Source organism: Streptomyces sp. NBC_01571 (assembly GCF_026339875.1).
Classification (GTDB): Bacteria; Actinomycetota; Actinomycetes; order Streptomycetales; family Streptomycetaceae; genus Streptomyces.
Map to the genome: position 1 here is coordinate 7,251,730 of NZ_JAPEPZ010000001.1, position 22,280 is coordinate 7,274,009.

The following is a 22,280-nucleotide window of genomic DNA, read 5'->3' on the forward strand; positions in this document are numbered from 1 at the left end:
GTGCTCAACGGGTCACCCCCAGCTTCGGGTTGAGAACCGACTCGACCGCACGCCCGCACAGGGTGAACGCGAGCGCGACCACCGCGATCGCGATCCCCGGCGGAACCAGGTACCACCACTTCCCGGCGCTGACCGCGCCCGCCTCCCGCGCGTCCTGGAGCAGCCCGCCCCAGGACACGATCGTGGGATCGCCCAGGCCGAGGAACGCGAGCGTCGCCTCGGCGAGGATCGCCGAGGAGATGATCAGGGTCGTCTGGGCCAGCACCAGCGGCATCACATTGGGCAGCACGTGCCGCGACATGATGTGCCAGTGCCCGCCGCCGAGCGCCTTGGCCCGTTCGATGTAGGGCCGTGATTCGACGGCGAGGGTCTGCGCGCGGACCAGCCGGGCCGTCGTCGGCCAGGTGGTGACGCCGATCGCCAGGATGATCGTGCCGAGCGAGCGGGTCATCACGGTCGCCAGCGCGATCGCGAGGACCAGCGTCGGCATCACCAGGAACCAGTCCGTGATCCGCATCAGCACGGTCGCGTACCAGCCGCGGAAGTGGCCCGCGGTGATCCCGATGAGGGCGCCGATCGCGACCGAGAGCACGGCGGCGAGCAGTCCGACCAGCAGGGAGACCCGGGCGCCCCACACCACGAGCCCGAGCAGATTGCGTCCGAACTGGTCGGTGCCCAGCGGGAATCGGGCGCTCGGGCTCTCCATCGGCCGGCCCGGCGCGTCGGTCACGCTCTGCACGTGGGAGCCGACGGTCAGCGGCGCCGTCAGGGCGATGAGGGCGAAGAGCGTGAGCGCGGCGAGCCCGAGGACGCCCGCCCGGTGGGTGCGGTACTGCCGCCAGAAGCGGACCGCGGAGTTGCGGCGACGTTGCCTGGCGAGGGTGCGGGAGCTCTTCGCGCCCGCGGTGACGGTCTGTTCGGCCGCCGTGGATTCGGTTGTCATCGGCCCGTCCGACTCGGTCGTGGTCATCGGCCCACCCGTGGGTCCAGCAGCGGATAGATCAGGTCGGCCAGCGTGTTCATCACGACCACCGCCGCCGCGAAGACGAAGAACAGCCCCTGGACGAGCGGCAGATCGGGCACGCTCAGCCCCTGATAGAAGAGGCCGCCGAGGCCCGGCCAGGAGAAGACCGTCTCGACGAGGATCACGCCCGCGACCGTCCGGCCGAGGTTGATGAAGATCAGCGTGACGGTCGGCAGCAGCGCGTTGGGCACGGCGTGGCGGCGCCGGACGAGATCGTCGCGCAGTCCCTTGGCCCGTGCCGTGGTCAGGTAGTCGCTGCCCATCTCGTCCAGCAGCGCCGAGCGGGTGACCAGCAGTGTCTGCCCGTACTCGACGGCGACCAGTGTCACGACGGGCAGGACCAGGTGGTGGGCGACGTCGAGGACGTACGCGAAGCCCTCCTTGCCCCCCGACTCCATGCCGCCGGTCGGGAACAGGCCGGGGATCGGGCCGATGCCCACCGAGAAGACGATGATGAGCAGCAGCCCGAGCCAGAAGGACGGGATCGAGTACAGCGTCAGCGCCAGACCGGTGTTGAGGCGGTCACTCGCCCCGCCGTTGCGCCAGGCGGAGCGCGTACCGAGGAAGATGCCGAGCGCGGTGTAGAGGACGAACGCCGTGACGGTCAGGAGCAGGGTGTTCGGCAGCGCTTCGGTGATCTTGTCGATGACGGGGGTCCGGAACTGGTAGGAGGTGCCCAGGTCGCCGGTGAGTGCCTTGCCGCAGTAGTCCGTGAACTGCTCCCACAGTGGCAGGTCGAGTCCGAACTCCTTGCGGTAGTGGGCCAGTTGCTCGGCGGACACCTGGCGGCCGCCGGTCATGTACTTGACCGGGTCGCCGGGGATGAGCCGGAAGAGGAAGAAACTGGTGACGAGGACGGCGAGCAGGGAGACGGCCGCGCCGCCCAACTTGCCCGCCACATAGCGCAGATACGCGGTCGTGGTGCGCGCCCGTGGCCCGCGGACCGACGGTCCGGCGTCGGCCGGACCGTCGGTCGCCTCGACCAGCGAGGGTGTTGCCTCAGCGGTCATGAACTACTCATTCGCTCGTACGTCCATGGAGTGCCCCGGGGGGCGTGGGGGCGCGCTATTCGCGGTCCTCGGCCGTGGCACGGCGACGCATCGCGAAGAACGCCCCGGCGCCCACGAGGACGACCACGCCCGCGACGATGCCGATGATGACGCCCGTCGAGCTCGAACCGTCGGAGGACGCACCGGAGGAGCCCGCCGGAACCGCCGACCACCAGCTCCAGTAGCCGTCCTGGCCGTAGATGTTCCCGGCCGCCTTCGGCATCGTCTCGATCGACTTGATCTGGTCGGTGCGGTAGGCCTCCACCGCGTTCGGGTACGCCATGACGTTCATGTACCCGGTGTCGTACAGCCGCGACTCCATCTGCTTGACGATCTCCGCCCGCTTGGCGGTGTCGTACTCGGCGAGTTGCCGGCCGTACAGCTCGTCGTACTTCTTGTCGCAGATGAAGTTGTCGGTCGCGCCCGTGTCCTTGGGTGTGGCGGGCAGCGCCGCGCAGGTGTGGATCGACAGCACGAAGTCGGGGTCGGGGTTGACGGACCAGCCGTCGAAGGCCAGGTCGTACTTGCCCGCGAGCCACGGGTCCGTCACGTTGTCCAGGCAGTCGAGGGTGACGCCGATGCCCAGCTTGCCGAACCACTCCTTCAGGTACTGCCCGACCGCCTTGTCGTTCGGGTCGGTGGCGTGGCACAGCAGCCGGTAGTTGATCGGCTTGCCGTTCTTCTCGACGCGCTTGCCGTCACCGTTCTTCTTGTAGCCCGCCTCGTCGAGGAGTTGGGCCGCCTTCGCCGGGTCGTAGCCGAGGTTCTGACTCGCCGAGGGCTTCCAGGAGTACGTGGAGAAGCGCGGCGGGATGTATCCCTCGCCCTCGACGGCGTGGCCCTGGAAGACCTTGTCGACGAGGGTGCTCCGGTCGACCGCCATGAACAGCGCCTGGCGGACCTTCTGGTCGAGCAGGGACTGTGCACCGTCGCCGAAGCGGTCCCCGTTCGCGGCCTGGGCGCCGGGATTGGTGGCGAGGGCGTAGAAACGGCGGCCGGGGGCGTCGTTGACCTTGATGTTCGGCTGGCTCTTGAGCGCGGCGGACTGGGCGGGCGTCAGGTTGGAGACGAACGACACCTCGCCCTTCTGGAGGGCCGCGACGGCCGCGTCACCGTCCTTGTAGTACTTGAAGACCAGCTCGTCGAACTTGGGCGCGCCTCGCCAGAAGGTCTTGTTGGGCTTGAGCCGTACGTAGCTGTCGGGCTTGTAGTCCGTCAGGATGAACGGCCCGTTGCCCACGATGGGGAAGCTCTTGTCGTTGTTGAACTTGGAGAAGTCCCCGACCTTCTCCCAGATGTGCCGGGGCACGATCGGGACGTCGAGAGCGGCCATGGTGGCCTGCGGCTTCTTCAGCTCGATGACCAGCTTGGTGGGGCTCGGGGCGGTGACCTTCTTGAAGTTGCCGACGAAGCTGCCGTTCGCGGTGGCCGCGTTCGGGTCGGTCATCATCTTGTTGAAGGTCCACGCCGCGTCCGCGGCGGTGGCCTGCTTGCCGTCCGACCACTTGGAGTTCGAGCGGATCGTGTAGGTCCAGGTGAGCTTGTCGGCGGACGGCGCCCACTTGGTGGCGAGGCCCGGGATCGCGTGGTTGTCCGCCGGGTCGTAGTTGGTCAGGTACTCGTACATGAGCCGGTGAATGCTCGTGCTGACCAGGCGTGACGCCAGGAAGGGGCTGAGCGAGTCGACGCTCTGGGCGACCGCGACGGTGAGGACGTTCTTGCCCTCCGCGGCCCGGGCCTGCTGCGGGGCCGGATCGAGCGGCGTCGCGAGACCGGCGGTGAGGGTGAGGGCGGCGGCGCCCGCGGCGGCGAGGAGCCTGAGACGCGGACGTCCTCCGGTGAGCTGATCTTGTCTGTTCATGGGTCGGTGACCTCGCGTCATCGCTCGCACGGGGATGGCTGGTTGAACTACTGGATCAGGGGTGAACGGGGGGCGCCGGCGGGGTTGATGTGTGTGTCTATCAGCGGCGGTCTCCGCGAGTCAACGGCAGGCGGACCCCATGTGGCCTGCGGAAATAACGAGTTGGCGCGGAATATTCGCTCATTGGTTCAGACCGGTGAAGCCCCCCTGGCCAGGGGGTGGCGCTTTCTTTCGCCCCTGGACACGCGAAGGCCCGCACCGTCGACGGACGGTGCGGGCCCTGGCGGGAACCGGCCCCTCGGAAGGGGCCGATCGGGTGAGGGTTTCCGGCTACTGCTGAGGGGACGCGGGAGGCGGCGGGGGCGGGGTGTGGCCCTGGTGGGGCGGATAGGCCTGACCGTCCTCGAAAGGCCGGCCCGCGGCGGACTGACCCGGCTGCGGCTGCGGCTGCGGCTGTGGCTGTGGGGGCGGGGGCGGCGGGTACGCCTGGCCCGGCTGCGGCGGAGGGAGCGGCGGCCCCGGCTGCTGGGGGTAGGGACCGCCCTGCTGGTACGGGTGGGGCTGGCCGGGAACCGGCTGTCCGGACGGCGGCGGGCCGGCAACCGGCTGGCCGGGGGCGGCCTGACCGCCCGGTACGGGTACGTCCAGCGGGTACGAGTACTGCGGCTGCCGCGGCATCGGCGGGGCGGCCACCGGCGGCGGGTTGCCGTCGTTCGTCCACAGACCGTGCGACTGCTGGTGACGCACGATGTCCTCCGCGACCATCGCGGAGAGGTTGAAGTACGCCTCCCGCACCTTGGGCCGCATCATGTCGAGGTCGACCTCGGCGCCCGCGGCCAGATGCTCGTCGAACGGCACCACCACGACCCCGCGGCAGCGCGTCTCGAAGTGGCTGACGATGTCCTCCACCTTGATCATCTTTCCGGTCTCGCGCACCCCGGAGATGACGGTGAGGGAGCGCGAGACGAGATCCGCGTACCCGTGCGCCGACAGCCAGTCCAGCGTCGTACTCGCGCTGCTCGCGCCGTCGACGGACGGCGTGGAGATGATGATGAGCTGGTCGGCGAGGTCGAGCACCCCGCGCATGGCGCTGTAGAGCAGACCCGTGCCGGAGTCGGTCAGGATGATCGGGTACTGCTTGCCCAGCACGTCTATCGCGCGCCGGTAGTCCTCGTCGTTGAAGGTCGTGGACACGGCCGGGTCGACGTCGTTGGCGATGATCTCGAGCCCGGACGAGGCCTGGGACGTGAACCTCCGGATGTCCATGTACGAGTTGAGGTACGGGATCGCCTGGACGAGGTCGCGGATGGTGGCCCCGGTCTCCCGCCGTACCCGGCGCCCCAGCGTTCCGGCGTCCGGGTTGGCGTCGATCGCGAGGATCTTGTCCTGCCGCTCGGTGGCCAGCGTGGAGCCGAGGGCGGTGGTGGTGGTCGTCTTTCCGACACCGCCCTTGAGGCTGATGACCGCGATCCGGTAGCACGACAGCACCGGCGTCCGGATCAGCTCCAGCTTCCGCTGCCGCTCGGCCTCCTCCTTCTTGCCGCCCAGCTTGAACCGGGAGGAACCGCCGCCGGGGCGGCCGCTCTTGGCCTTCTGCTTCTTGTTGTTGAGCAGACGGTCGGAGGACAGCTCCACCGCGGCGGTGTACCCGAGAGGCGCGGCGGAGGGGTTGGTGGGCTGCCGCTGGTCGTGCCGGACGGGCTGCGGCCAGGCGGTCCCGCTGCGGGGATCCACGGGGACCTGCTGGGGAGCCTGCTGCTGGTGCGGCGGCTGCTGCGAGGCGTCCGGAGCCTCGGGCGGCAGGCCCGGGTGCGGCTGGTACTGCGCGGGGATGTGCGGCTGCTGTCCGGGGATGTGCGGCTGCGGCTGCGCGGGCGGCTGGGGATGCGGGGGGAAGCCGTAGCCCGGCTGCGGGCCCGGGGCCCGGGGTGCCGGGGCATCCGGCCCCGACGCCTGGGGCGCGGGCGGCTGGGGAGCCGGAGCGGGGGCGCCCGGCTGGGGGAAGCCGTAGCCGGCCTGCGGCGCCGGCGGTCCCTGCTGCGGGAAGCCGTAACCGGTCGGCGGGGCCGGGGGGTTGGGTGCGGCGGGAGCCGGAACACCGGGCTGCGGGAAGCCGTAGCCGTCCTGCGGCGCGGGCGGCTGGGGGACCGGAGCGCCCGGCTGGGGGAAGCCGTACGCAGCCTGCGGTGCGGGCGGGACGGGGGCGCCCTGCTGCGGGAAGCCGTAGCCGCCCTGCGGCGGGGCCGGGGCGGGCGCCGGGGGCACCGGGCCCGGCGCGGGCGGTGCGGCCTGAGGGTCCCAGGGCGTGGGCGCGGGCTGCGCGGCCGACGGCTGGAACGGCGGCTGCGGCTGGGCCGGCGGCTGGTGCGGCTGGACCTGGGCGTGCTGGGGCTGGATCTCGGGCTGGTGCGGCGGAGCGGGCGGCTGCGCCCCGGCGACCGCGGGGTGCGGCGGTACAGGAGGCTGTGCGGGCCCCTGCGCGGCCGACGGCGCCGGCTGCTGCGCGGTCTCGGGCACGGGCGGTGCCACCGGCCCGGGCGAGGGCCACTGCGCGGCCGCAGCCGGGGCGGCGGGCTGGTACGCGGGCGGCAGCGGCGGCAGCGCGCCCTGCGCCATCGGCGGGGGAGCCCAGGCGGGCGCCGCTTCCGGTGCGTCCACGGGTACGTCCACTCCGGCGTCCGGCACCGCGCTCTCGGGCGGGGTGCCCGACGGGTCGCCACCCTCGACCATGACGTTCCGCGTTCCCGCGTCCTGGTCTCCGGAGTGCTGCGACGGCACCTCCGGTGACGTGGCGGCATCGGGTCGCCCGGTCCCCGCGTCGTCACCGCCGGTGGCGGTGGCGGTGTTCGCGGCGCCCTCCGCGTCCGCGTGGGAAGGCGAAGCCTCGCCGTCCGGGCCGTCCGGGCCGTCCGCGTCGACAGCTCGGGCCGCCACATCGGCCTCGGCGTCCGCGGGCTCCTGCCCCTCCCCAGGGACGGGCTCCACGACATCGGCACCGGCATCGGCACCGACGCCGGTGTCAGCGCTCGTGGAGGCGCCCCTCTCGGCGCCGTCCTGCCCGCTCACGTCGGTCTCCTTGCTCTCCGGTCGTGAGGGCGTGTCCCCGCTCACCGCGGACGCGCCGGAAGCCTCCGCGGCCCCTGTCTCCGGCCCCGACTCCAACTCCGCACCGGGCACAGCGTCCGGAGGAGCCGGAGCGCTCAACTCGAAGTCGCCGCCGGTCGGGTCACCGCTGTCCGATCCGGCGCCGGCCGGCTCCTCCTCGGGGGCGCCGACGACGCCACCGTTCGCCCCGACCGCGACCGGGTTCCCGGCCTCGGCGGCGTGTTCCCCCGCGGACCGCTCCGCGAACTCACGCTTGAGCGCGGCGGCGGAGATACGCATGGTCGCGCCGCTCTCGATGTCACCGGTCGCCGTACCCGCCCGGTCGGCCGGTACGACCGGCGGCGACCAGGCGGCCTGCGGCATCGGCGCGGGCGGCACCGGGGGAACCTGGGGCACCGGCGGCAGCGGTGGCCCCTGAGGGCCCGGTGGAGCCGGAGCGGCGGGCACCTCGGGAACCGGAGCCTGCGACGGCTGTGCCGAACCGGCCGACGCGTTCTGCGTGTACCAGGCGGGCGGCGCGTAGTCGATGGTGAACTCGCCCGTCGCCTCGACGGCGGACTCCGCGTCGGACTGGTCATCGCCGGGTGTGGCCCAGCCCCCGCGGATCCCGTCCCGATCGCTGTTCACAGTTCCTCCTGGTGTGGTCAAGCACCCTCGATACCGAGCCGGGGCGACCGTTCTCTTCATCTGAATCTCTTGGCCGGACGCCGTCCGACGCCGTCCGACGCGCCGGACCGTCCCCGCGGGACGCGGGCGGTCCGCCGACGGGTCGGTCGACGGCGAGGTGTCGCCTCCGGTCCCAGCCTAATCACCACGGGCGCCGCGACGGCAGGCCCGTCCACCCCTCCGCACAGGCCCACTTCGTCACACCCTGCCCAGAAGCGGCGCACGCACGCGCCACGGGACGAAACAAATCGGGCAATCCTGGTGAACAAGTCGGTAGCGAGAGGGGGTAATCGGCCTGAAACGCCCGAGTCCGGAAGAGAACTCCCGGAGCGCGAACCGGGTTTGCGGCAGGTCCGTCCCAGGCCGCGCCCGGTCAGTCCATTCTTCGCGGCGTACCGAACAATCCGGTCTCGGCGTCCGTGGGCTGCGTCATCACATACTGCCGGTCGCGGTCGGCGCACCACAGCGTGACGCCGTCGGTGAGCGTCGGCAGCGACTCCACGTCGCCCCGGGGCAGGGCCAGCGCCCGCCCGATCTCCGCGGCCTCGTCCGGCGAGACCCGCTGCACACCGACGAGCCGCGCCTGCCGCAGCAGCCGTGGGGCCACCGGGCTGAGATACGGCAGCAACGTCAGAATCGACTGCCAGGGACCGGCCACCACCCGCCCGCGGGGCGGCCGCATTCCGCAGTCGCGCACCACCAGCACCGGGTTGCCCGCCGAGGCGCCCTGCGGCGGAACCCGCCCCACGTCGTGCACACTCATGCCGTTCTGCCCGCCGCCCATCGCGTGCACCATCTGCATCCAGGCCTGCGCCCGCCCCGTCTCGACGGCGACGCGCGCACCGGTGGCCGCCGCCCGCAGCGCGAGCACCTGCGCGGTCCACAGCCCGCCGATCAGGACGACGTCGTACGGTGTCGGCCGGTTGAGCCCGAGCACGGCGGGCTGCCCCCCGGCGTCCACGCCGATGACGACCCCGTCGTCGCCGATGGGCAGCGCCAGCGAGTCCACCTGTTCCACGGACAGCACATGCCGTCCGTGCCGCGGCCCGATCAGACCGAATCCGCTGCGCAGCAGGCCACGCGGACGCTCCGCGGCCGAGGCTCCCGTTCCGTCGGGAGAACCCGACGGAACGGACCCGGGAGCCCCCGAAGTCCCGTACGTCCCCGGCGCGGTGGTTCCAGGTGGGGTCATGGACATCAGCGAACACCTCCGAGGGGCAGCGTGGCGAGCACACCCGGAAGCTGCTCCCGGTCGAGCCGGGTCAGTCCCGTGCCGGCCCGTCGTGCGGCGTCCTCCAGCGAACGGCGCGCCGCGACGAGTTCATCGTCGCTGCGCCCGGTCACCCGCAGGTGTCCGCACAGCGACACGTCCTGACGCTCCCCGCGCCGCAGGGTGAGACTGAAGGTGGTGGCCAGCGCGGGCACGGCCGTGAGCAGCGCGACGAGTTGGGGCAGCGACGGCCCGCCGGAACCGCCCAACTGGGGCCAGCGCCGCACCCAGTACGTCGTGTGCCGACGGTTGTCGCAGCGCCAACTGCGGCTGGACTCCTCCGTCCGCCGCGCCGGCAGGTCCGTGCGTCCCGCCTCCGCCGTCACCAGGGGGTTCGCGCACGCCGAGGTCGCCACCGCCGCGGTCAGCTCCTCCTCGTTCAGCAACGTCGTACGGAACCCCGCTCCCGTGAGCCGGCTCGCGAGGTGGTCCGCGGCGCGTACGACGCACTTCTGCGCACCGACGAGTCCGCCCCCGCGCGCGGCCACCGCCTCCGGGCACAGCTCCGGATCGAGCTTCAGCGCGATCCAGGTGATGCGCACGGCGGGCGCCCCGGTCTGCTCCTGCAACGGCGCGTAGTTGCTGACGGCCACGGACTGCTGGGGCAGATGCAGCGCGGGCGCGGGCTGCGTGTGCAGCACGACCTGCGCCGACTCCAGGCGGACGCCGTCCACCTCCAGCGCGTCCCGCACCAGTCCCAGGGGCAGCGGCTGGCGGCTCCGCTCGGCACGCAGCGCGGTCGCGTCGGCCTCCACCTGCAGGACGGCGGTCACGAACGTGCCGTCCCCGATGACACCGACCGGGCGCCGGTCGCGGGCGCTGTACGCGGAGGTGCGCAGGCTGGGATCGCACTCCACGGCCGGGGCGAGGCCCGGCTCCGTACCCGGCCGAATCGGCGTGCCCGCGGCGCGGCGCCGCCGGACGCGCAACGCCCTTGCCGTGGCCAGCCATTCGGGCAGTGAGCGGCCGCGGCGGCGCACCAGGGCGAGCAGGACCAGCACGACCGCGAGTACGACCGCGGGGACCAGCGCGAAGGGGGAGACGACCCATCCGACGAGCAGCGCGGCGGCGGCGATCTCCAGCAGGACGACTCGTTGCAACCGGAACGATCCGGACCGGCCGGAGCGCACCTTGAGATGCAACGCACCTGTGTGCGCCCCGGGTTGGGAGCGGTCGGGTGTCCCGGGCGGCTGCGGCCGGGACGCGGACGAGTCCTGCTCCCGCGACCGGTCACGCGACCGGAACCGCGCTCCGGAAGCCATCACGTCATCCCCCCGATTTCCTCACAACTCACTGGAACAAGGCCACCACACAGGGCCCTTGAGGCGCCGATACCCTACCCGCACCACCGGGCCGCTCCCTTACCAGGCATAGTAGGGGGCCGGTCCGACAACGGAGGGCGGGGGACGGGACCCCCGAGCGCGGGCAGGGCGAGACACGGGGAGACACAGGCACACATGGCATCTCGGCGGGACCAGCTCAACGCCTACACCTTCGCGAAGCGCCGCATGCTCGCGTCCTTCGTCCAGTCGTCCCCGGACGGCTCGGAGGAAGGGGCACCGCGCCCGTTGCGCGCCGTGCTGCCGGGCACCATCGTCGGGGTCGTCATCCTGGCCGCGTTCGGGGCGTGGGGGATGTTCAAACCGACGGCCCCGCAGGGCTGGGACACCGTCGGCGAGAAGGTGATCATCGCCAGCGACTCCACCACCCGCTACGTGGTGCTCAGGACGGACGGCAAGGTGCAGCTGCACCCGGTCCTCAACATGGCGTCCGCGAAGCTCCTCCTCAAGACGGGCAAGGGGGAGGTCGTCACCGTCGACGAGTCGATCCTCGACAAGGGCACCATCCCGCGCGGTGTCACGATCGGCATCCCCTACGCGCCCGACCGCCTGCCCGCGGCCTCGGAGGCGGGCTCCGCGAAGCGCTGGGCCGTCTGCGAACGTCCCAGCGCGGGTGGCAGGTCCATCCAGAAGGCCGCCTTCGTCCTCGCCTCCCGCGACATGGACAAGACCGAGGGAAGCCGGCAGAAGCTGCGCGGCGGCGATCTGCTGTACGTCGTCGGACCGGACAGGACCCGCTACATCGTGGACGCGCACGGCAAGTCGTACGAGGTGGACAGGAAGGACGAGTTCCTGCTGCGCACCCTCGTCGGCTCCGGCCGGGAACCCCAGCGCGTGTCCAAGGAGTGGCTGGAGACCCTGCACCAGGGTGACCCGATCACCTTCCCGAAGGTCGAGGGGCACGTCGGCGCCGGCGCCGGCGTCGGGGGCGGTCTGCCCGCGGCGGCGGACAAGGTCGGCATGCTGCTCAAGGCTCCGAACGGCGACCGGGACCAGTACTACGTCGTCGAACCGGGCAAGGTGGTGCCCGTCTCGGACTTCACCGAGAAGCTGCTGCTCAGCAGTCCGGACCTGGGAAGTCTCAACCAGACCGACGCGCTGGACGTCCGGATCTCCGACTTCACCCCGGACTCGGGGGAGTTCGCCGCCGACTACGACTGGCCGGCCGAGTCCCCGTCGACCGTCAACGAGGCGGGCACCGGACAGGGCAGCCGCAACACCGTCTGCAACGTCCTGCGGGGCGTCGACAAGGACAAGGGCACGACGACGCTCAGCACCTGGGCGGGCACCGACTTCCCGGCCCCCCTCCCGACCGGTTCCACCAGCGCGTACGTCACCCCCGGCTCCGGTCAGCTCTACCGTCAGTTCCAGGGCGAGGAGACCAGGGCGGGCGGCGTCTTCCTGGTGACCGACACCGGCCTGCGCTACGCGATGCAGTCCAACGACGACAGCGCCACGGACGACGCGGGCATCGGCACCACGGCCAAGGACCGCAAGCAGCTGGAGCAGGAGGCCAAACTGGCCCAGACCAGCCTGGGTTACTCCGACGTGGATCCGGCGCCGATCCCCGTCTCGTGGTCCTCGTTCCTGTCCACCGGCCCCCGTCTGTCGACGTCGGCGGCCCGCCAGCCGCAGGGCTCCTAGGGACTCGGGGGTCAGTCCATGCCGTACGCGCCCGCAGCGAAGTCTCCGCGTGCCGCGGCCCTCGTCGCCGCGCCACTGATCGCCTTCGCCTCCATCGCCGCCCTCGCGCCGGCGGCGGCCGCGGACTCGTCCACCGACCAGTGCACCTTCCCGAGCAAGATGTACGCGGGCCGCCCCTGGGCCCTGCAACGCGTCCTCCTGGACGAACTGTGGAGCCAGTCCAAGGGCAAGGGCGTCCGCGTGGCGGTCATCGACACGGGCGTGGACGTGCAGAACCCGCAGCTCACCCACGCGGTGGACACGGCCGCCGGACACAACTTCCTTCCCAAGAAGCTGAAGGACGACAACGGGGATCCGATCCCGCGCGGCAAGGAGAACGGCACGACGGACACCGTCGGCCACGGCACCCGTGTCGCGGGCATCATCGCGGCAAGGCCCGCCCCGAAGACCGGATTCGTGGGCCTGGCCCCCGAGGCGACGATCATCCCGCTCGAACAGAACGACGCCGAGGGCCACGGCACGGCGAGGGAACTGGCGGCGGCCATCCGCTTCGCGATCAACGCGAAGGCCGGTGTCATCAACATCTCCCAGGACACCTCCAACGCGGTGGAGCCCGACCCGGACCTGAGACGGGCGGTGGACGAGGCGCTGAACGCGAACGTCGTGGTCGTCGCCTCCGCGGGCAACGACGGCCTGGGAGGCAACGTCAAGAGGACCTACCCGGCGTCGTACCCCGGCGTCCTGGCCGTCGCGGCCTCGGACCGCAACAACGAACGCGCCTCCTTCTCGCAGTCCGGCGACTTCGTCGGCGTCGCCGCACCGGGGGTGGACATGATCTCCACCGTCCCCAAGGGCGGCCACTGTTCCGACAACGGCACCAGCTTCTCGGCCCCGTACGTGGCCGGCGTCGCGGCCCTGGTCAAGGCCAAGCACCCGGACTGGACCCCGCGCGAGATCGTGGCGCAGATCGAACAGACCGCGGAACGCTCCGTTCCCGGCCACGACCGGCTGGTCGGCTGGGGCGTCGTCGACCCGGTCCGCGCCCTGACCGAGGACGACCACCCCCTGCAGTCCCCCGATCCCCGGGAGGGTCTCTCCAAGGCGGAGGCCCCGGCCCCCGCCGCCCTGCAACTGGGCGAGACCCCGGACGAACGCAACGCCCGTCTGGCGACGTACGTGGCGGTGGGCGCTGTGGTGCTGGTCGCGGGCCTGGCCGGGGGCGCGGTGGCGATACGGGACGCGCGCCGACGCGGACACCGGATCCCGGGGACTGAGTAGAAGTACTCATGCCCGGCGGCCCGTTGCACGTCTAGCCTCGCGTTGCGGGAGTGATCATCGTGGTGCACCGGGCATGGTGAAGGAGGAGTGAAGCCTCGCACAGTAGTAGCAGAGCTGCTGCATAAGGCAGTTGGGGCTGTCACATGAATTGACTAGAGTGGTTGCGTTGCAGACAGGAGCGCTCGGGGGCGCGGTATCCCCGGGCAGGCGACGACAACGGGGAGGGAAAGCATCGTGCTTCCTGCGGACATGGGTGGCAGTGGGGGCGCCGACCTGAGGCGTGGCATGGAGGCGCTGACGACCTTCAAGAAGCGTGTCGACGGCGTGCTCTCGAACTTCGAGGACTCACCGGGCAGCGCGACGAAGGTCGGGGCGCACACCATCTCCCAGGCGTCGTTCTGCGGCAAGGGCGACTTCGGGGAGGCCAAGGGCCTCCACACGCAGTACGAGCGCGTCCACGAACGTCTCACCACGCTCTCCAAGTCCCTAGGGTTGCAGATCGAGGCGCTCCGGATCGCCGTGCACGGCGCGGACGTCGGCTTCGACAACCTCGAGGAGGAGCTCCGGCACCGCTTCTGGGAGATCCAGACGCAGGTGCGCCGCGAGCAGGAACAGGCGCAGCGCGAGAAGGCCGCGGCCGAGGCCGCGAAGCACGGCAAGCCCGAGGAGAAGCGCTCCGACGACACCAAGTCCGAGGCCGGGTACTGATGGGTGACGAGAAGAACAAGCCGGACCACAAGGCCGACCTGGAGCACGTGAACCAGCAGGTCGGCGTCATCGACGCGACCAACGCCGTGTCCGAGATGCTCAACCGCACCTTCCTCGGTGGCGGTGTCCGCTTCTTCGGCAAGACCGACTTCGAGGGCCACGAGCTCAACGACATGGTCGACATGGTCGAGTCCGCGAACCCCGAGCACCTGGAGACCGCGGGCAAGGCCCTGTGGGACGCCCGGGACGCCATCAACGACGCCGCCGAGGAACTGAGCGGCCACATCGGCCGGGTCGACTGGGACGGCGAGGCGGGCAGCGCGTTCCGTACGTGGGGCGGCAACCTCGTCACCCACGCGCGTGACCTCGCCACCTTCGCGGAGGTCGCGGGCACGCAGATCACCGCGGCGGCCACGGGACTGGCGTCCGTACGCAAGTCCATGCCGCCGCGCGACGCCCGGCTCGCCCCCAAGACGGTCGCCGACATTCCGGCACCCAAGCGGGTCGAGGGCAACCACGAGTACGCGGCGGCGGTGAAGGCCGAGGACCACCGCCAAGAGGCGATCAACCAGATGAACCGGTTGTCGTCGTTCTACGCGGTGTCGGAGGAGACGCTGGCGGCCCAACAGCCTCCGGTGTTCGAGCCGATGCCGGGGGTGGGGGTGCCGAAGCCGGCTCCAGGGACCATCAAGGGCAGGGAGGACGGGGGTTCAGGAGACGGTTCGCTGCGGACGACGAGCGAATCCGGCTCCGTGCACCACTCGGTCACCCAGCCGACGGTGGAGACCCGGCACTCGGCGGAGATCCCACCGCACTCCTCCGCGCACGTGGACGACCCGATCTCGCGACCGGACCTGCCCGTCGTCGGGACGGAGATCGACAGCGTCGGCACTCTGCCGCAGGACACCGTTCACCAGATGCCCGCCGTGCCTCCGTCGGCGACCGGGCCGGGCGGAAGCCCCGCGGGGAGCGTTCCCGTCGTCGGTACCGGCCCAGTACCTCCTGTCTTCGGGGGCCCGGTCGGACGTGTACCGGGATCGGGCGGAGCGAACGGGCCGAGGTCACCGCTCTCGACACAGGGGCGCGTCGGCACCACCCCCGGCGGGACGCCGGGCAAGGGGACCGGACGCGGCCCGGCGGGGCCGGTCGGACGTGCTGTCACGGCCGGTCAGACAGGAGCCCGTGGGGTCGGATCGTCCGCGGGCAAGCCGCCGATGGGGCGGAGCGTCACCGGCGGGATTCCGAGAGCCGCCGGTGCGGCGGGCGGACGAGCCGGCACACCGGGCGGACGTCCGGGTGGCCCGGGAGCCACGAATGCCGGACGTGCCAACGGTGTTGTCGGCGGAAAGCCCAGCACGGGTGCGACACCCGGGAAGCCGGGCTCCCGACTGCCGCGTGGCACGGTCGTCGGTGGCAAGGGCGCCGCTGAATCACCCACGTCCGAGGGCAGGCTTGGTCAACGCGGAGTGATCGGGGCTCCCCAGCAGGCCAGAGGCATGGCGCCTGGGCAGACTTCGCGTCGGTCCACGAGCAACCCCGATGGTGTGGTCGGCGCTCCCCGGGACCGGACCGCCGGAACGAAGAGCAAGGGATTCACCTCCGGCGGCACTGGCCTGGTGAGGGGTCCGGGGGGCGGACAGGCTCCTGGAAACGCTCGCGGCAAGGGCACATCGCGTCGTGAACGACCGGACGAGAACGAGAACGAGAACGAGACAGGTTCGCGTGAGGACCCACGGCGCGACGCGCGGCCGACGACGGACTGACCGGATACGAGCGAGGACATACAGGGGCATGGTGTCAGGGATCAGCCGACAGGGCAGGCGGGCCGCTTCCTCCGTGGGGCGCAACGGAAGGCGGGTGTCCTCCGTGTGCGCCGCGCTGGGCGCGGTGGTCGCTCTGTCGGCCTTGCCGGCCCCGGACGCGGCGGCCGACGACGGCCAGTCGAGGCAGTGGTATCTGGCCCCGATGAAGGCCTCCGAGATGTGGAAGGTGAGCACGGGCGAGGGCGTGAAGGTCGCCGTGATCGACTCGGGCGTCAACCCCGAGACCCCCTCGCTCAAGGGACAGGTACTGGTCGACGAGGTGCCGAAGGCCCTCTCGTACCACGTCACGCAGGACTACTCGGGCCATGGGACGAGCATGGCCGAATTGATCGCCGGTACGGGCGCCGGAGGTGGCCTGAAGGGTCTGGCCCCTGGGGCGAAGATCGTGCCGTACCGGATCGTGACCAGCGATCTGAAGGGCGAGGCCGAGAGGAAGAGGACCTTGACCTCGGCCCGGGCGATCAGGGCTGCCGCCGACAGCGACGCCAAGATCATCAACATGTCCTACGGCAGCCCGGCCAGTGATCCGGATGAAGAAGCGGCCGTCAAGTACGCCTATTCGAAGGGCAAGTTGCTGATCGCCGGCACCGGCAACAACGCGGAGAAGTTCAACCTGATCGGGTACCCGGCCTCGTATCCGTTCGTCGTCGGAGTCGCCGCCGCGGACAAGACCGGGAAGGTGGGGAAGTTCTCGGAGCACGGCAACTACGTCGACCTCGCGGCCCCCGGCCTCGACGTGCCCACCTGGTGCGACGCGACGTTCAAGTCGTACTGCCCCGGCGTGGGAACGAGTATGGCCACCGCCATCACCTCCGCCTCCGCCGCCCTCGTCTGGTCCGCCCACCCCGACTGGACGGCCAACCAGGTCCTCGGGAGTCTCATAGACACCGCGGGACGCGACTGGCCGAAGAACAACCCGAGCAACTACCTCGGATACGGCCTCATCCGGCCCCGCAAGGTGCTGGAGGACACCGGCATCGACCCCGGACCGGCCAAGACCGACCCGCTCAGCTACGAGAACGGGACGGGCGTCACCGACGCCTCCCCCTCCGCCACCGCACCCGCCTCGTCCCGGCCCCCCAAATCCACCTCGGGTGACCGGACTTCGGCGGCGGGATCGAGCACGGAGTCGTCCGGCGGCACCCCCTGGGGTGCTCTCGCCGGTGCCGCAGCCGTGCTGGTGATCGCGGGCGGCGCCTTCGCGGTGATCCGTTCACGGCGCCGCGCATGACCACCTCGCACGTCCGGACCACTCGGTGACGTGCACGCAAGGAAGACGAACCACAACCCACGAAAGGGAGTGCGGACATGGCCGACGGCCGCAAGTTCGACGACGACCGGGTACAGAAGCTCCAGACGAACGTCCTGGACCGGTACGAGTCCATCAAGAAGCAGCTCGCCGCCCTCCAGGGGACCATCGACATGATCGAGGCCAGCTGGACGGGTGTCGGCGCCAACGCCTTCAACAAGAAGCAGACCGAGATCAACGACAACATGGCCCAGATCGGCCGGATGCTCGACCGGTTCCTCGAGAACCTGCACCTCACCAAGTCGGACAAGGTCAAGCTCGAGGACGAACTCCACTCGACGATCTCCAACATCCAGGTGGACCTCGGCGGCAAGACCTCGGCGCTCAACAGCTACTGACGGCGCTGAGCCGCACCGTTCCCCGGACCGCGAGGTCCGTCCGAAATCGTCAAGGAGATGAGGAAACATGTCCGGCGTCCACTACCAGGACCTTGCCGTCAAGTACGGCACCCTGGACGCGCTCACCACGGAACTCGGCAACCAGGCCAAGAAGCTCGAGGAAGACCTCGGAGCGCTCAAGCAGGCCGTTCTCGACGCGGCGGAAGGCTGGGGCGGCGAGGCCTACGACGCGTTTCAGGCGCAGTCGAAGGAGTGGGACAACCACGCGACCGCCGTTCACCAGGCGCTGCTGTCCATCTCGCAGAAGGTCCACCAGGCCGGCGGTGACTACCGGGGCGGCGACCTCAAGGGAGCCAGCTACTTCCAGTAGGACCAGGCGGTACGGACGACCGGGGTGGGCACGCACGGGAGGTGCCCACCCCGTTTCCGTACCCCTGTCGCGGCGGGGCTCCGCACACGAGCGGCGAGGAGAGCGGAACACCCGCCCCCCTCGCCGCCGTTCGCCGTCCGGGCACCTCGTGACGGTCACCCCGTGCCGCCGTGCCCCGTGCCGGTGACCCGTGCCCGGTCAGCACCCGCCGGTCAGTACGTCCCCTCCGGCACCAGCCCCGTCTGCACCAACGGCTTCCCCCGCCGGCGTGACACGAAGACGCCCCGCCCGGCAGGCATCGGCCGGGGCCGCACCCCGCCGAGGATGTCGCCCTCGCCCGGATCACCGGCGAGTACCACACCCTGCGCGCCCAGCTCCTTCATCCGCTGCATGAAGGGTTCGTACGAGGCACGCCCCGCGCCCGCCGTGGAGCGGGCGATGATGAACCGCACGCCCACGTCCCGCGCGAACGGCAGCAGTTCCGTCAGACCGCTCAGCGGGTTGCCGCCGGACGTGGAGACGAGATCGTAGTCGTCGATGACGACGTACACCGTCGGCCCCCGCCACCAGCTCCGCTCCCGCAGCTGCTGCGCCGTGACCTCCGCCGTGGGGGTGCGGCGCTGCATCAGGTCCACCAGCGCCGCCATGTGGTGGTCCATGGCGTTGGACATCGGGATGTACTCGGCGAGGTGGGTGGCCGGGGTGACGTCCAGCAGCGAACGCCGGTTGTCGACGACGAAGAGCTTGCAGTCGTCGCCGGGATAGCGCTCGGTGAGCTGCTTGATCAGCAGCCGCAGCAGGTTCGACTTGCCGGACTCGCTCTCGCCGTAGACGAGGAAGAACGGGTCCTGCTCGAAGTCGACGTAGACGGGTTCGAGGTTGTCCTCGTCGAGCGCGAAGGCGACGCCCCGGCGCGGGAAACTGTCGCCGGGCGGCAGCTGTTCGGCCGGGAACTCGCGTGGCAGCAACCGGACTTCGGGGGCGCCGGGCGCCTGCCAGTGCCGGGAGACCTCCGCCGCCAGCGCGGCCGTCGCGTCGGCGAGGTCCGTGTCGGAGGTCAGGCCGTCGATACGCGGGACGGCCCCCATGAAGTGCAGCTTCTGCGGCGACTGGCCGCGTCCGGGCACTCCGGTCGGGACGTTCGCGGCCACCTTGCGGTCCAGCTCGGAGTCCATGGTGTCACCGAGGCGCAGCTCCAGGCGGTTCATCAGGTGGTCCTTGAGGTTCGCCCGGACCTCCATCGACCGGGACGCGGTCAGCACCAGGTGGATGCCGTAACCGAGACCGCGCGCGGCGATGTCCAGGACGACACCCTCAGCCGCCTCGTAGTCGCCACGGAAGTTGCCCCAGCCGTCGATGACGAGGAAGACGTCTCCCCACGGCTGGTCGGTCACGGAGATCTCGCCGCGCGCCCGCTTCGTACGGAACTCGGCGATCGAGGAGATCCCGGAGGACCGGAAGTACTCCTCGCGCCGGGTCATGACGCCGTACACCTCGGCGACCGTGCGCCGCACCTTCTCCGGGTCCAGGCGCGAGGCGACACCGCCGACGTGCGGGAGCCCGGCGACGGCCGCGAGACCGCCGCCGCCGAAGTCGAGGCCGTAGAACTGCACCTCGTGCGGGGTGTGCGTGAGGGCGAAGGAGGCGATCAGTGAGCGCAGCAGCGTCGACTTGCCCGACTGCGGGCCGCCGATGATCTGCATGTGGCCCGCCGCGCCGGAGAAGTCGACCCACAGCGGGTCGCGGCGCTGCTCGTACGGCTTGTCGACGAGGCCGACGGGCACGACGAGCCGCCCCGCCCCCTCGTAGCCGGGCTGGGTGAGCCCGCGCCCCGGTACGGCGGCCAGTCCCGGCAGCAGCCCGTCCAGCGACGGCGGGCTGTCCAGCGGCGGCAGCCACACCTGGTGGGCGGCCGGGCCCTGCGCCTCCAGCCGGCGCACGATCACGTCGAGCACGGTGTCGGCGAGGGCGTCGTCCGTCTCCGGCGTCACCGCCGGGCGCTGCTGGGGCACGGCCGCGTACTGCACCGGCACCTCCGCCGCCGTGAACAGCACCGGCCGCCGGTCCACCGGCAGCGCTCCGCCGAGCGCGGCCTGCGCCGGACCCGTGCGGTACACCCCGGAGACGTACGCCGCCTTGAAGCGCACCATCTCGTCGGTGCCGAACTTCAGGAAGCCCGAGCCGGGGACGTTCGGCAGTTCGTAGGCGTCGGGGACACCCAGTGCCGCGCGGGACTCGGCGGCGGAGAACGTCCGCAGACCGACGCGGTACGAGAGATACGTCTCCAGACCGCGCAGCCGCCCCTCCTCCAGGCGCTGCGAGGCCAGCAGCAGGTGCACGCCGAGCGATCGGCCGATGCGGCCGATCTGCACGAACATCTCGATGAAGTCGGGCTTGGCGGTGAGCAGTTCGCTGAACTCGTCGATCACCAGGACGAGCGAGGGGATCGGCTGGAGGGGGGCGCCCGCGGCGCGCGCCTTCTCGTAGTCGTGGATGTTCGCGTAGTTGCCCGCGTCGCGCAGCATCTCCTGGCGGCGGTTGAGCTCGCCGCGGATCGAGTCGCCCATGCGGTCGACCAGCGTCAGGTCGTCCGCCAGGTTGGTGATGACGGCCGCGACGTGCGGCATCTGCGCCATCCCCGCGAAGGTGGCGCCGCCCTTGAAGTCCGCGAGGACGAAGTTCAGCGTCTCGGAGGAGTGCGTCACCGCGAGACCGAGCACCAGGGTGCGCAGCAGCTCCGACTTGCCGGAACCCGTCGCACCCACGCACAGCCCGTGCGGACCCATGCCCTCCTGCGCGGCCTCCTTGAGGTCCAGCATCACGGGCCTGCCGTCCTCGCCGACACCGATCGGAACCCGCAGCCGCTCGGCGAGCGAACGCGGCCGCCAAGTGCGCTTGGTGTCCACCGAGGCGGCGTCGCCGAGGCTCAGCAGATCCGTGAACTCCAGGTTGGCGAGCAGCGGTTCGTCGTCGTCTCCGCCCGAGGCCATGCGCAGCGGCGCCAGTTGCCGCGCCAGCGCCTCCGCGGACTCGTACGAGAGGACGTCCGGCGTGCCCTCGTAGACGAGGCCGTGCCCCGACTCCAGGTGCAGCGCGTGCGGTTGCACGACGATGGAGAGGTCACCGCGGGCTCCGGAGAGCTCACCGGGCACGACCTCGACGACCGTCACCCCCTGCAGCCCCTCCGGGCTGGCCAGGACGGAGTCCGGCGGCAGCGACAGACCGTCGAGCACGACGACGATGTGCGGCTCGTCGGGGAGCGGGGTGGCGCCCGGATGGAAGCGCGGACGCCCGGTCAGCCGGGTGGCCAGCAGGTCCTCCAGTTCCCGGGTGTCGGCGCCGATCAGCCGTCGGCTGCCCGCGCCGTCCACCGCGGCGGACGCCTGCGCGTGCGGCAGCCACTTCGCCCACTCCCAGTGCGGCAGCTCCCCCCGCCCCGCCGCGACCACGATCATCAGGTCCTCGGGGGAGTGCAGTGAGGCCAGCGAGCCGGTCAGGGCGCGCGCCGAAGCACGGACGGACCGCGGGTCGCCGCTGACCGTCACGTGGTAGAAGGCCCGCAGCGAGACCGCCATCGGCAGGGCGTCCAGGACGCTGTGGGTGGCGACGAAACGCTGCATGGCCCCTGCCGTCAGCGGCTCCAGCTGGTCGACCGGCCCGGTGTCGGGAGAGACCAGCGGGGTCGCCAGGGACTGCGGGCCGAGGCCGATGCGCACCTGGGCGAAGTCCTCGTCGCCGGGCCGCCGTTCCCACACCCTGCTGCCCTCGGCGACCAGCGCCCACAGCTGCTCGGGGGAGGGGTGCTGGTAGTACTGGGCGTCGCGCTGTGCCCGCGCCGTGTCCATCGCGGCCCGCCGGGTCTGCGACAGATAGCTCAGGTAGTCGCGGCGCATGTCCGCCAACTGCCCCTGGGAGCCGCGGCGGAAGCGGACCACCATCGCGATGGACATGGCCACCGTCGACGCGATCATCACCATGCCCATGATCTTCATGAACGGTTGCCCGTTGGTGAAGAAGAAGACCACCGAGCCGCCCATGCCGAGCGTCGGCAGGAGCTGCATGAGGACGCTCTCCTGGTGCCCGCGCGGGAGTTCCGGCGGTGGCTGCAGGACGACCTCGGCGGTCGGTACTTCGGACGGCAGCGCCCTGGGCGGGCGCTTGACGATGATTTGGCTCACTGCTCACCAATTCCCTTGCCGGCCCCAGGGTCTTCCGCCCGCCGCCCCGTGTCAGGCGGGCGGAGGCCGCCGCGCGATCCTACTGACTTCCCGCTGAGGTCACAGGAGACGGGTGGGCGGTAAAGTGCCGGATGTTCGCGTGAGCACACGCGAACAGGGTCGGAGAATCAGGGCATTTCGCGCGATGTGGAGGTGTGCGGGGCCCTCGTTCCGGTCGCACGGGCCGCTTTCCGCCGCCTCGCCGCACGGCCGGCCCGGCGCGCGGAGCAAAGAGACGCAGGACCTTCACACGGCAGACGCAGAACCACCGCAGTCGC

General features: G+C 71.3%; 14 protein-coding genes. 7 read left to right on the forward strand and 7 right to left on the reverse strand.

All coding sequences use genetic code 11. The annotated features are described in order from the left end of the window. Positions 1-4: 4 nt before the first annotated feature. The 6 genes from OHB41_RS32720 to eccE form a co-directional block, all read right to left on the reverse strand. Complete coding sequence (locus OHB41_RS32720; protein WP_266706308.1) at positions 5-943, reverse strand: ABC transporter permease; 939 nt, start codon at positions 941-943, stop codon at positions 5-7. 23 nt (positions 944-966) lie between these two features. Further along, positions 967-2,034, reverse strand: coding sequence for an ABC transporter permease (locus OHB41_RS32725; RefSeq protein WP_266701845.1), 1,068 nt, complete (start codon positions 2,032-2,034; stop codon positions 967-969). 55 nt (positions 2,035-2,089) lie between these two features. Then, positions 2,090-3,934 carry an ABC transporter substrate-binding protein gene (locus OHB41_RS32730; RefSeq protein ID WP_266701847.1) on the reverse strand — a complete coding sequence of 615 codons (1,845 nt, stop codon included), beginning with the start codon at positions 3,932-3,934 and terminating at the stop codon, positions 2,090-2,092. A gap of 330 nt (positions 3,935-4,264) precedes the next feature. Beyond that, complete coding sequence (locus OHB41_RS32735; protein ID WP_266701849.1) at positions 4,265-7,666, reverse strand: SCO5717 family growth-regulating ATPase; 3,402 nt, start codon at positions 7,664-7,666, stop codon at positions 4,265-4,267. A 412-nt stretch (positions 7,667-8,078) separates the two neighbouring features. Next, positions 8,079-8,903 carry a hypothetical protein gene (locus OHB41_RS32740; protein WP_266701851.1) on the reverse strand — a complete coding sequence of 275 codons (825 nt, stop codon included), beginning with the start codon at positions 8,901-8,903 and terminating at the stop codon, positions 8,079-8,081. Beyond that, complete coding sequence (gene eccE / locus OHB41_RS32745) at positions 8,903-10,237, reverse strand: type VII secretion protein EccE (RefSeq protein ID WP_266701853.1); 1,335 nt, start codon at positions 10,235-10,237, stop codon at positions 8,903-8,905. The genes OHB41_RS32740 and eccE overlap by 1 nt, the downstream gene beginning before the upstream one ends. A gap of 195 nt (positions 10,238-10,432) precedes the next feature. Between eccE and eccB the strand changes: the two genes are divergently transcribed. The 7 genes from eccB to OHB41_RS32780 all read left to right on the forward strand — a co-directional run bounded on the left by eccB (position 10,433) and on the right by OHB41_RS32780 (position 17,785). Continuing rightward, a complete protein-coding gene (gene eccB / locus OHB41_RS32750) occupies positions 10,433-11,959 on the forward strand; it encodes a type VII secretion protein EccB (RefSeq protein WP_266701855.1) in 1,527 nt (508 codons plus the stop codon). Positions 11,960-11,977: 18 nt separating this feature from the next. Further along, a complete protein-coding gene (mycP, locus tag OHB41_RS32755; RefSeq protein WP_266701857.1) occupies positions 11,978-13,237 on the forward strand; it encodes a type VII secretion-associated serine protease mycosin in 1,260 nt (419 codons plus the stop codon). A gap of 234 nt (positions 13,238-13,471) precedes the next feature. Further along, positions 13,472-13,945 (forward strand): DUF2563 family protein, encoded by a 474-nt coding sequence (locus OHB41_RS32760; RefSeq protein ID WP_323138414.1) that lies wholly within the window; start codon positions 13,472-13,474, stop codon positions 13,943-13,945. Beyond that, positions 13,945-15,708: a WXG100 family type VII secretion target gene (locus OHB41_RS32765; protein WP_266701859.1), complete on the forward strand. Its 1,764-nt coding sequence runs from the start codon at positions 13,945-13,947 to the stop codon at positions 15,706-15,708. Before OHB41_RS32760 ends, OHB41_RS32765 begins: the two co-directional genes overlap by 1 nt. A gap of 103 nt (positions 15,709-15,811) precedes the next feature. Beyond that, positions 15,812-16,999 (forward strand): S8 family serine peptidase, encoded by a 1,188-nt coding sequence (locus OHB41_RS32770; RefSeq protein WP_266706312.1) that lies wholly within the window; start codon positions 15,812-15,814, stop codon positions 16,997-16,999. A gap of 77 nt (positions 17,000-17,076) precedes the next feature. After that, positions 17,077-17,415 (forward strand): WXG100 family type VII secretion target, encoded by a 339-nt coding sequence (locus OHB41_RS32775; RefSeq protein ID WP_266701861.1) that lies wholly within the window; start codon positions 17,077-17,079, stop codon positions 17,413-17,415. 67 nt (positions 17,416-17,482) lie between these two features. Continuing rightward, positions 17,483-17,785 (forward strand): WXG100 family type VII secretion target, encoded by a 303-nt coding sequence (locus tag OHB41_RS32780; RefSeq protein WP_148010778.1) that lies wholly within the window; start codon positions 17,483-17,485, stop codon positions 17,783-17,785. Between the two features lie 212 nt (positions 17,786-17,997). Here the strand turns inward: OHB41_RS32780 and eccCa are convergent, their stop codons facing one another. After that, positions 17,998-21,963, reverse strand: coding sequence for a type VII secretion protein EccCa (gene eccCa, locus OHB41_RS32785; protein ID WP_266701863.1), 3,966 nt, complete (start codon positions 21,961-21,963; stop codon positions 17,998-18,000). Positions 21,964-22,280 lie beyond the last annotated feature (317 nt).

Coding starts and splice junctions, on each gene's coding strand:
- OHB41_RS32720 (WP_266706308.1), bottom strand. CDS start 943: ATGACAACCGAATCCACGGCGGCCGAACAGACCGTCACCGCGGGCGCG.
- OHB41_RS32725 (WP_266701845.1), bottom strand. CDS start 2,034: ATGACCGCTGAGGCAACACCCTCGCTGGTCGAGGCGACCGACGGTCCG.
- OHB41_RS32730 (WP_266701847.1), bottom strand. CDS start 3,934: ATGAACAGACAAGATCAGCTCACCGGAGGACGTCCGCGTCTCAGGCTC.
- OHB41_RS32740 (WP_266701851.1), bottom strand. CDS start 8,903: ATGTCCATGACCCCACCTGGAACCACCGCGCCGGGGACGTACGGGACT.
- eccE (WP_266701853.1), bottom strand. CDS start 10,237: ATGGCTTCCGGAGCGCGGTTCCGGTCGCGTGACCGGTCGCGGGAGCAG.
- eccB (WP_266701855.1), top strand. CDS start 10,433: ATGGCATCTCGGCGGGACCAGCTCAACGCCTACACCTTCGCGAAGCGC.
- mycP (WP_266701857.1), top strand. CDS start 11,978: ATGCCGTACGCGCCCGCAGCGAAGTCTCCGCGTGCCGCGGCCCTCGTC.
- OHB41_RS32765 (WP_266701859.1), top strand. CDS start 13,945: ATGGGTGACGAGAAGAACAAGCCGGACCACAAGGCCGACCTGGAGCAC.
- OHB41_RS32775 (WP_266701861.1), top strand. CDS start 17,077: ATGGCCGACGGCCGCAAGTTCGACGACGACCGGGTACAGAAGCTCCAG.
- OHB41_RS32780 (WP_148010778.1), top strand. CDS start 17,483: ATGTCCGGCGTCCACTACCAGGACCTTGCCGTCAAGTACGGCACCCTG.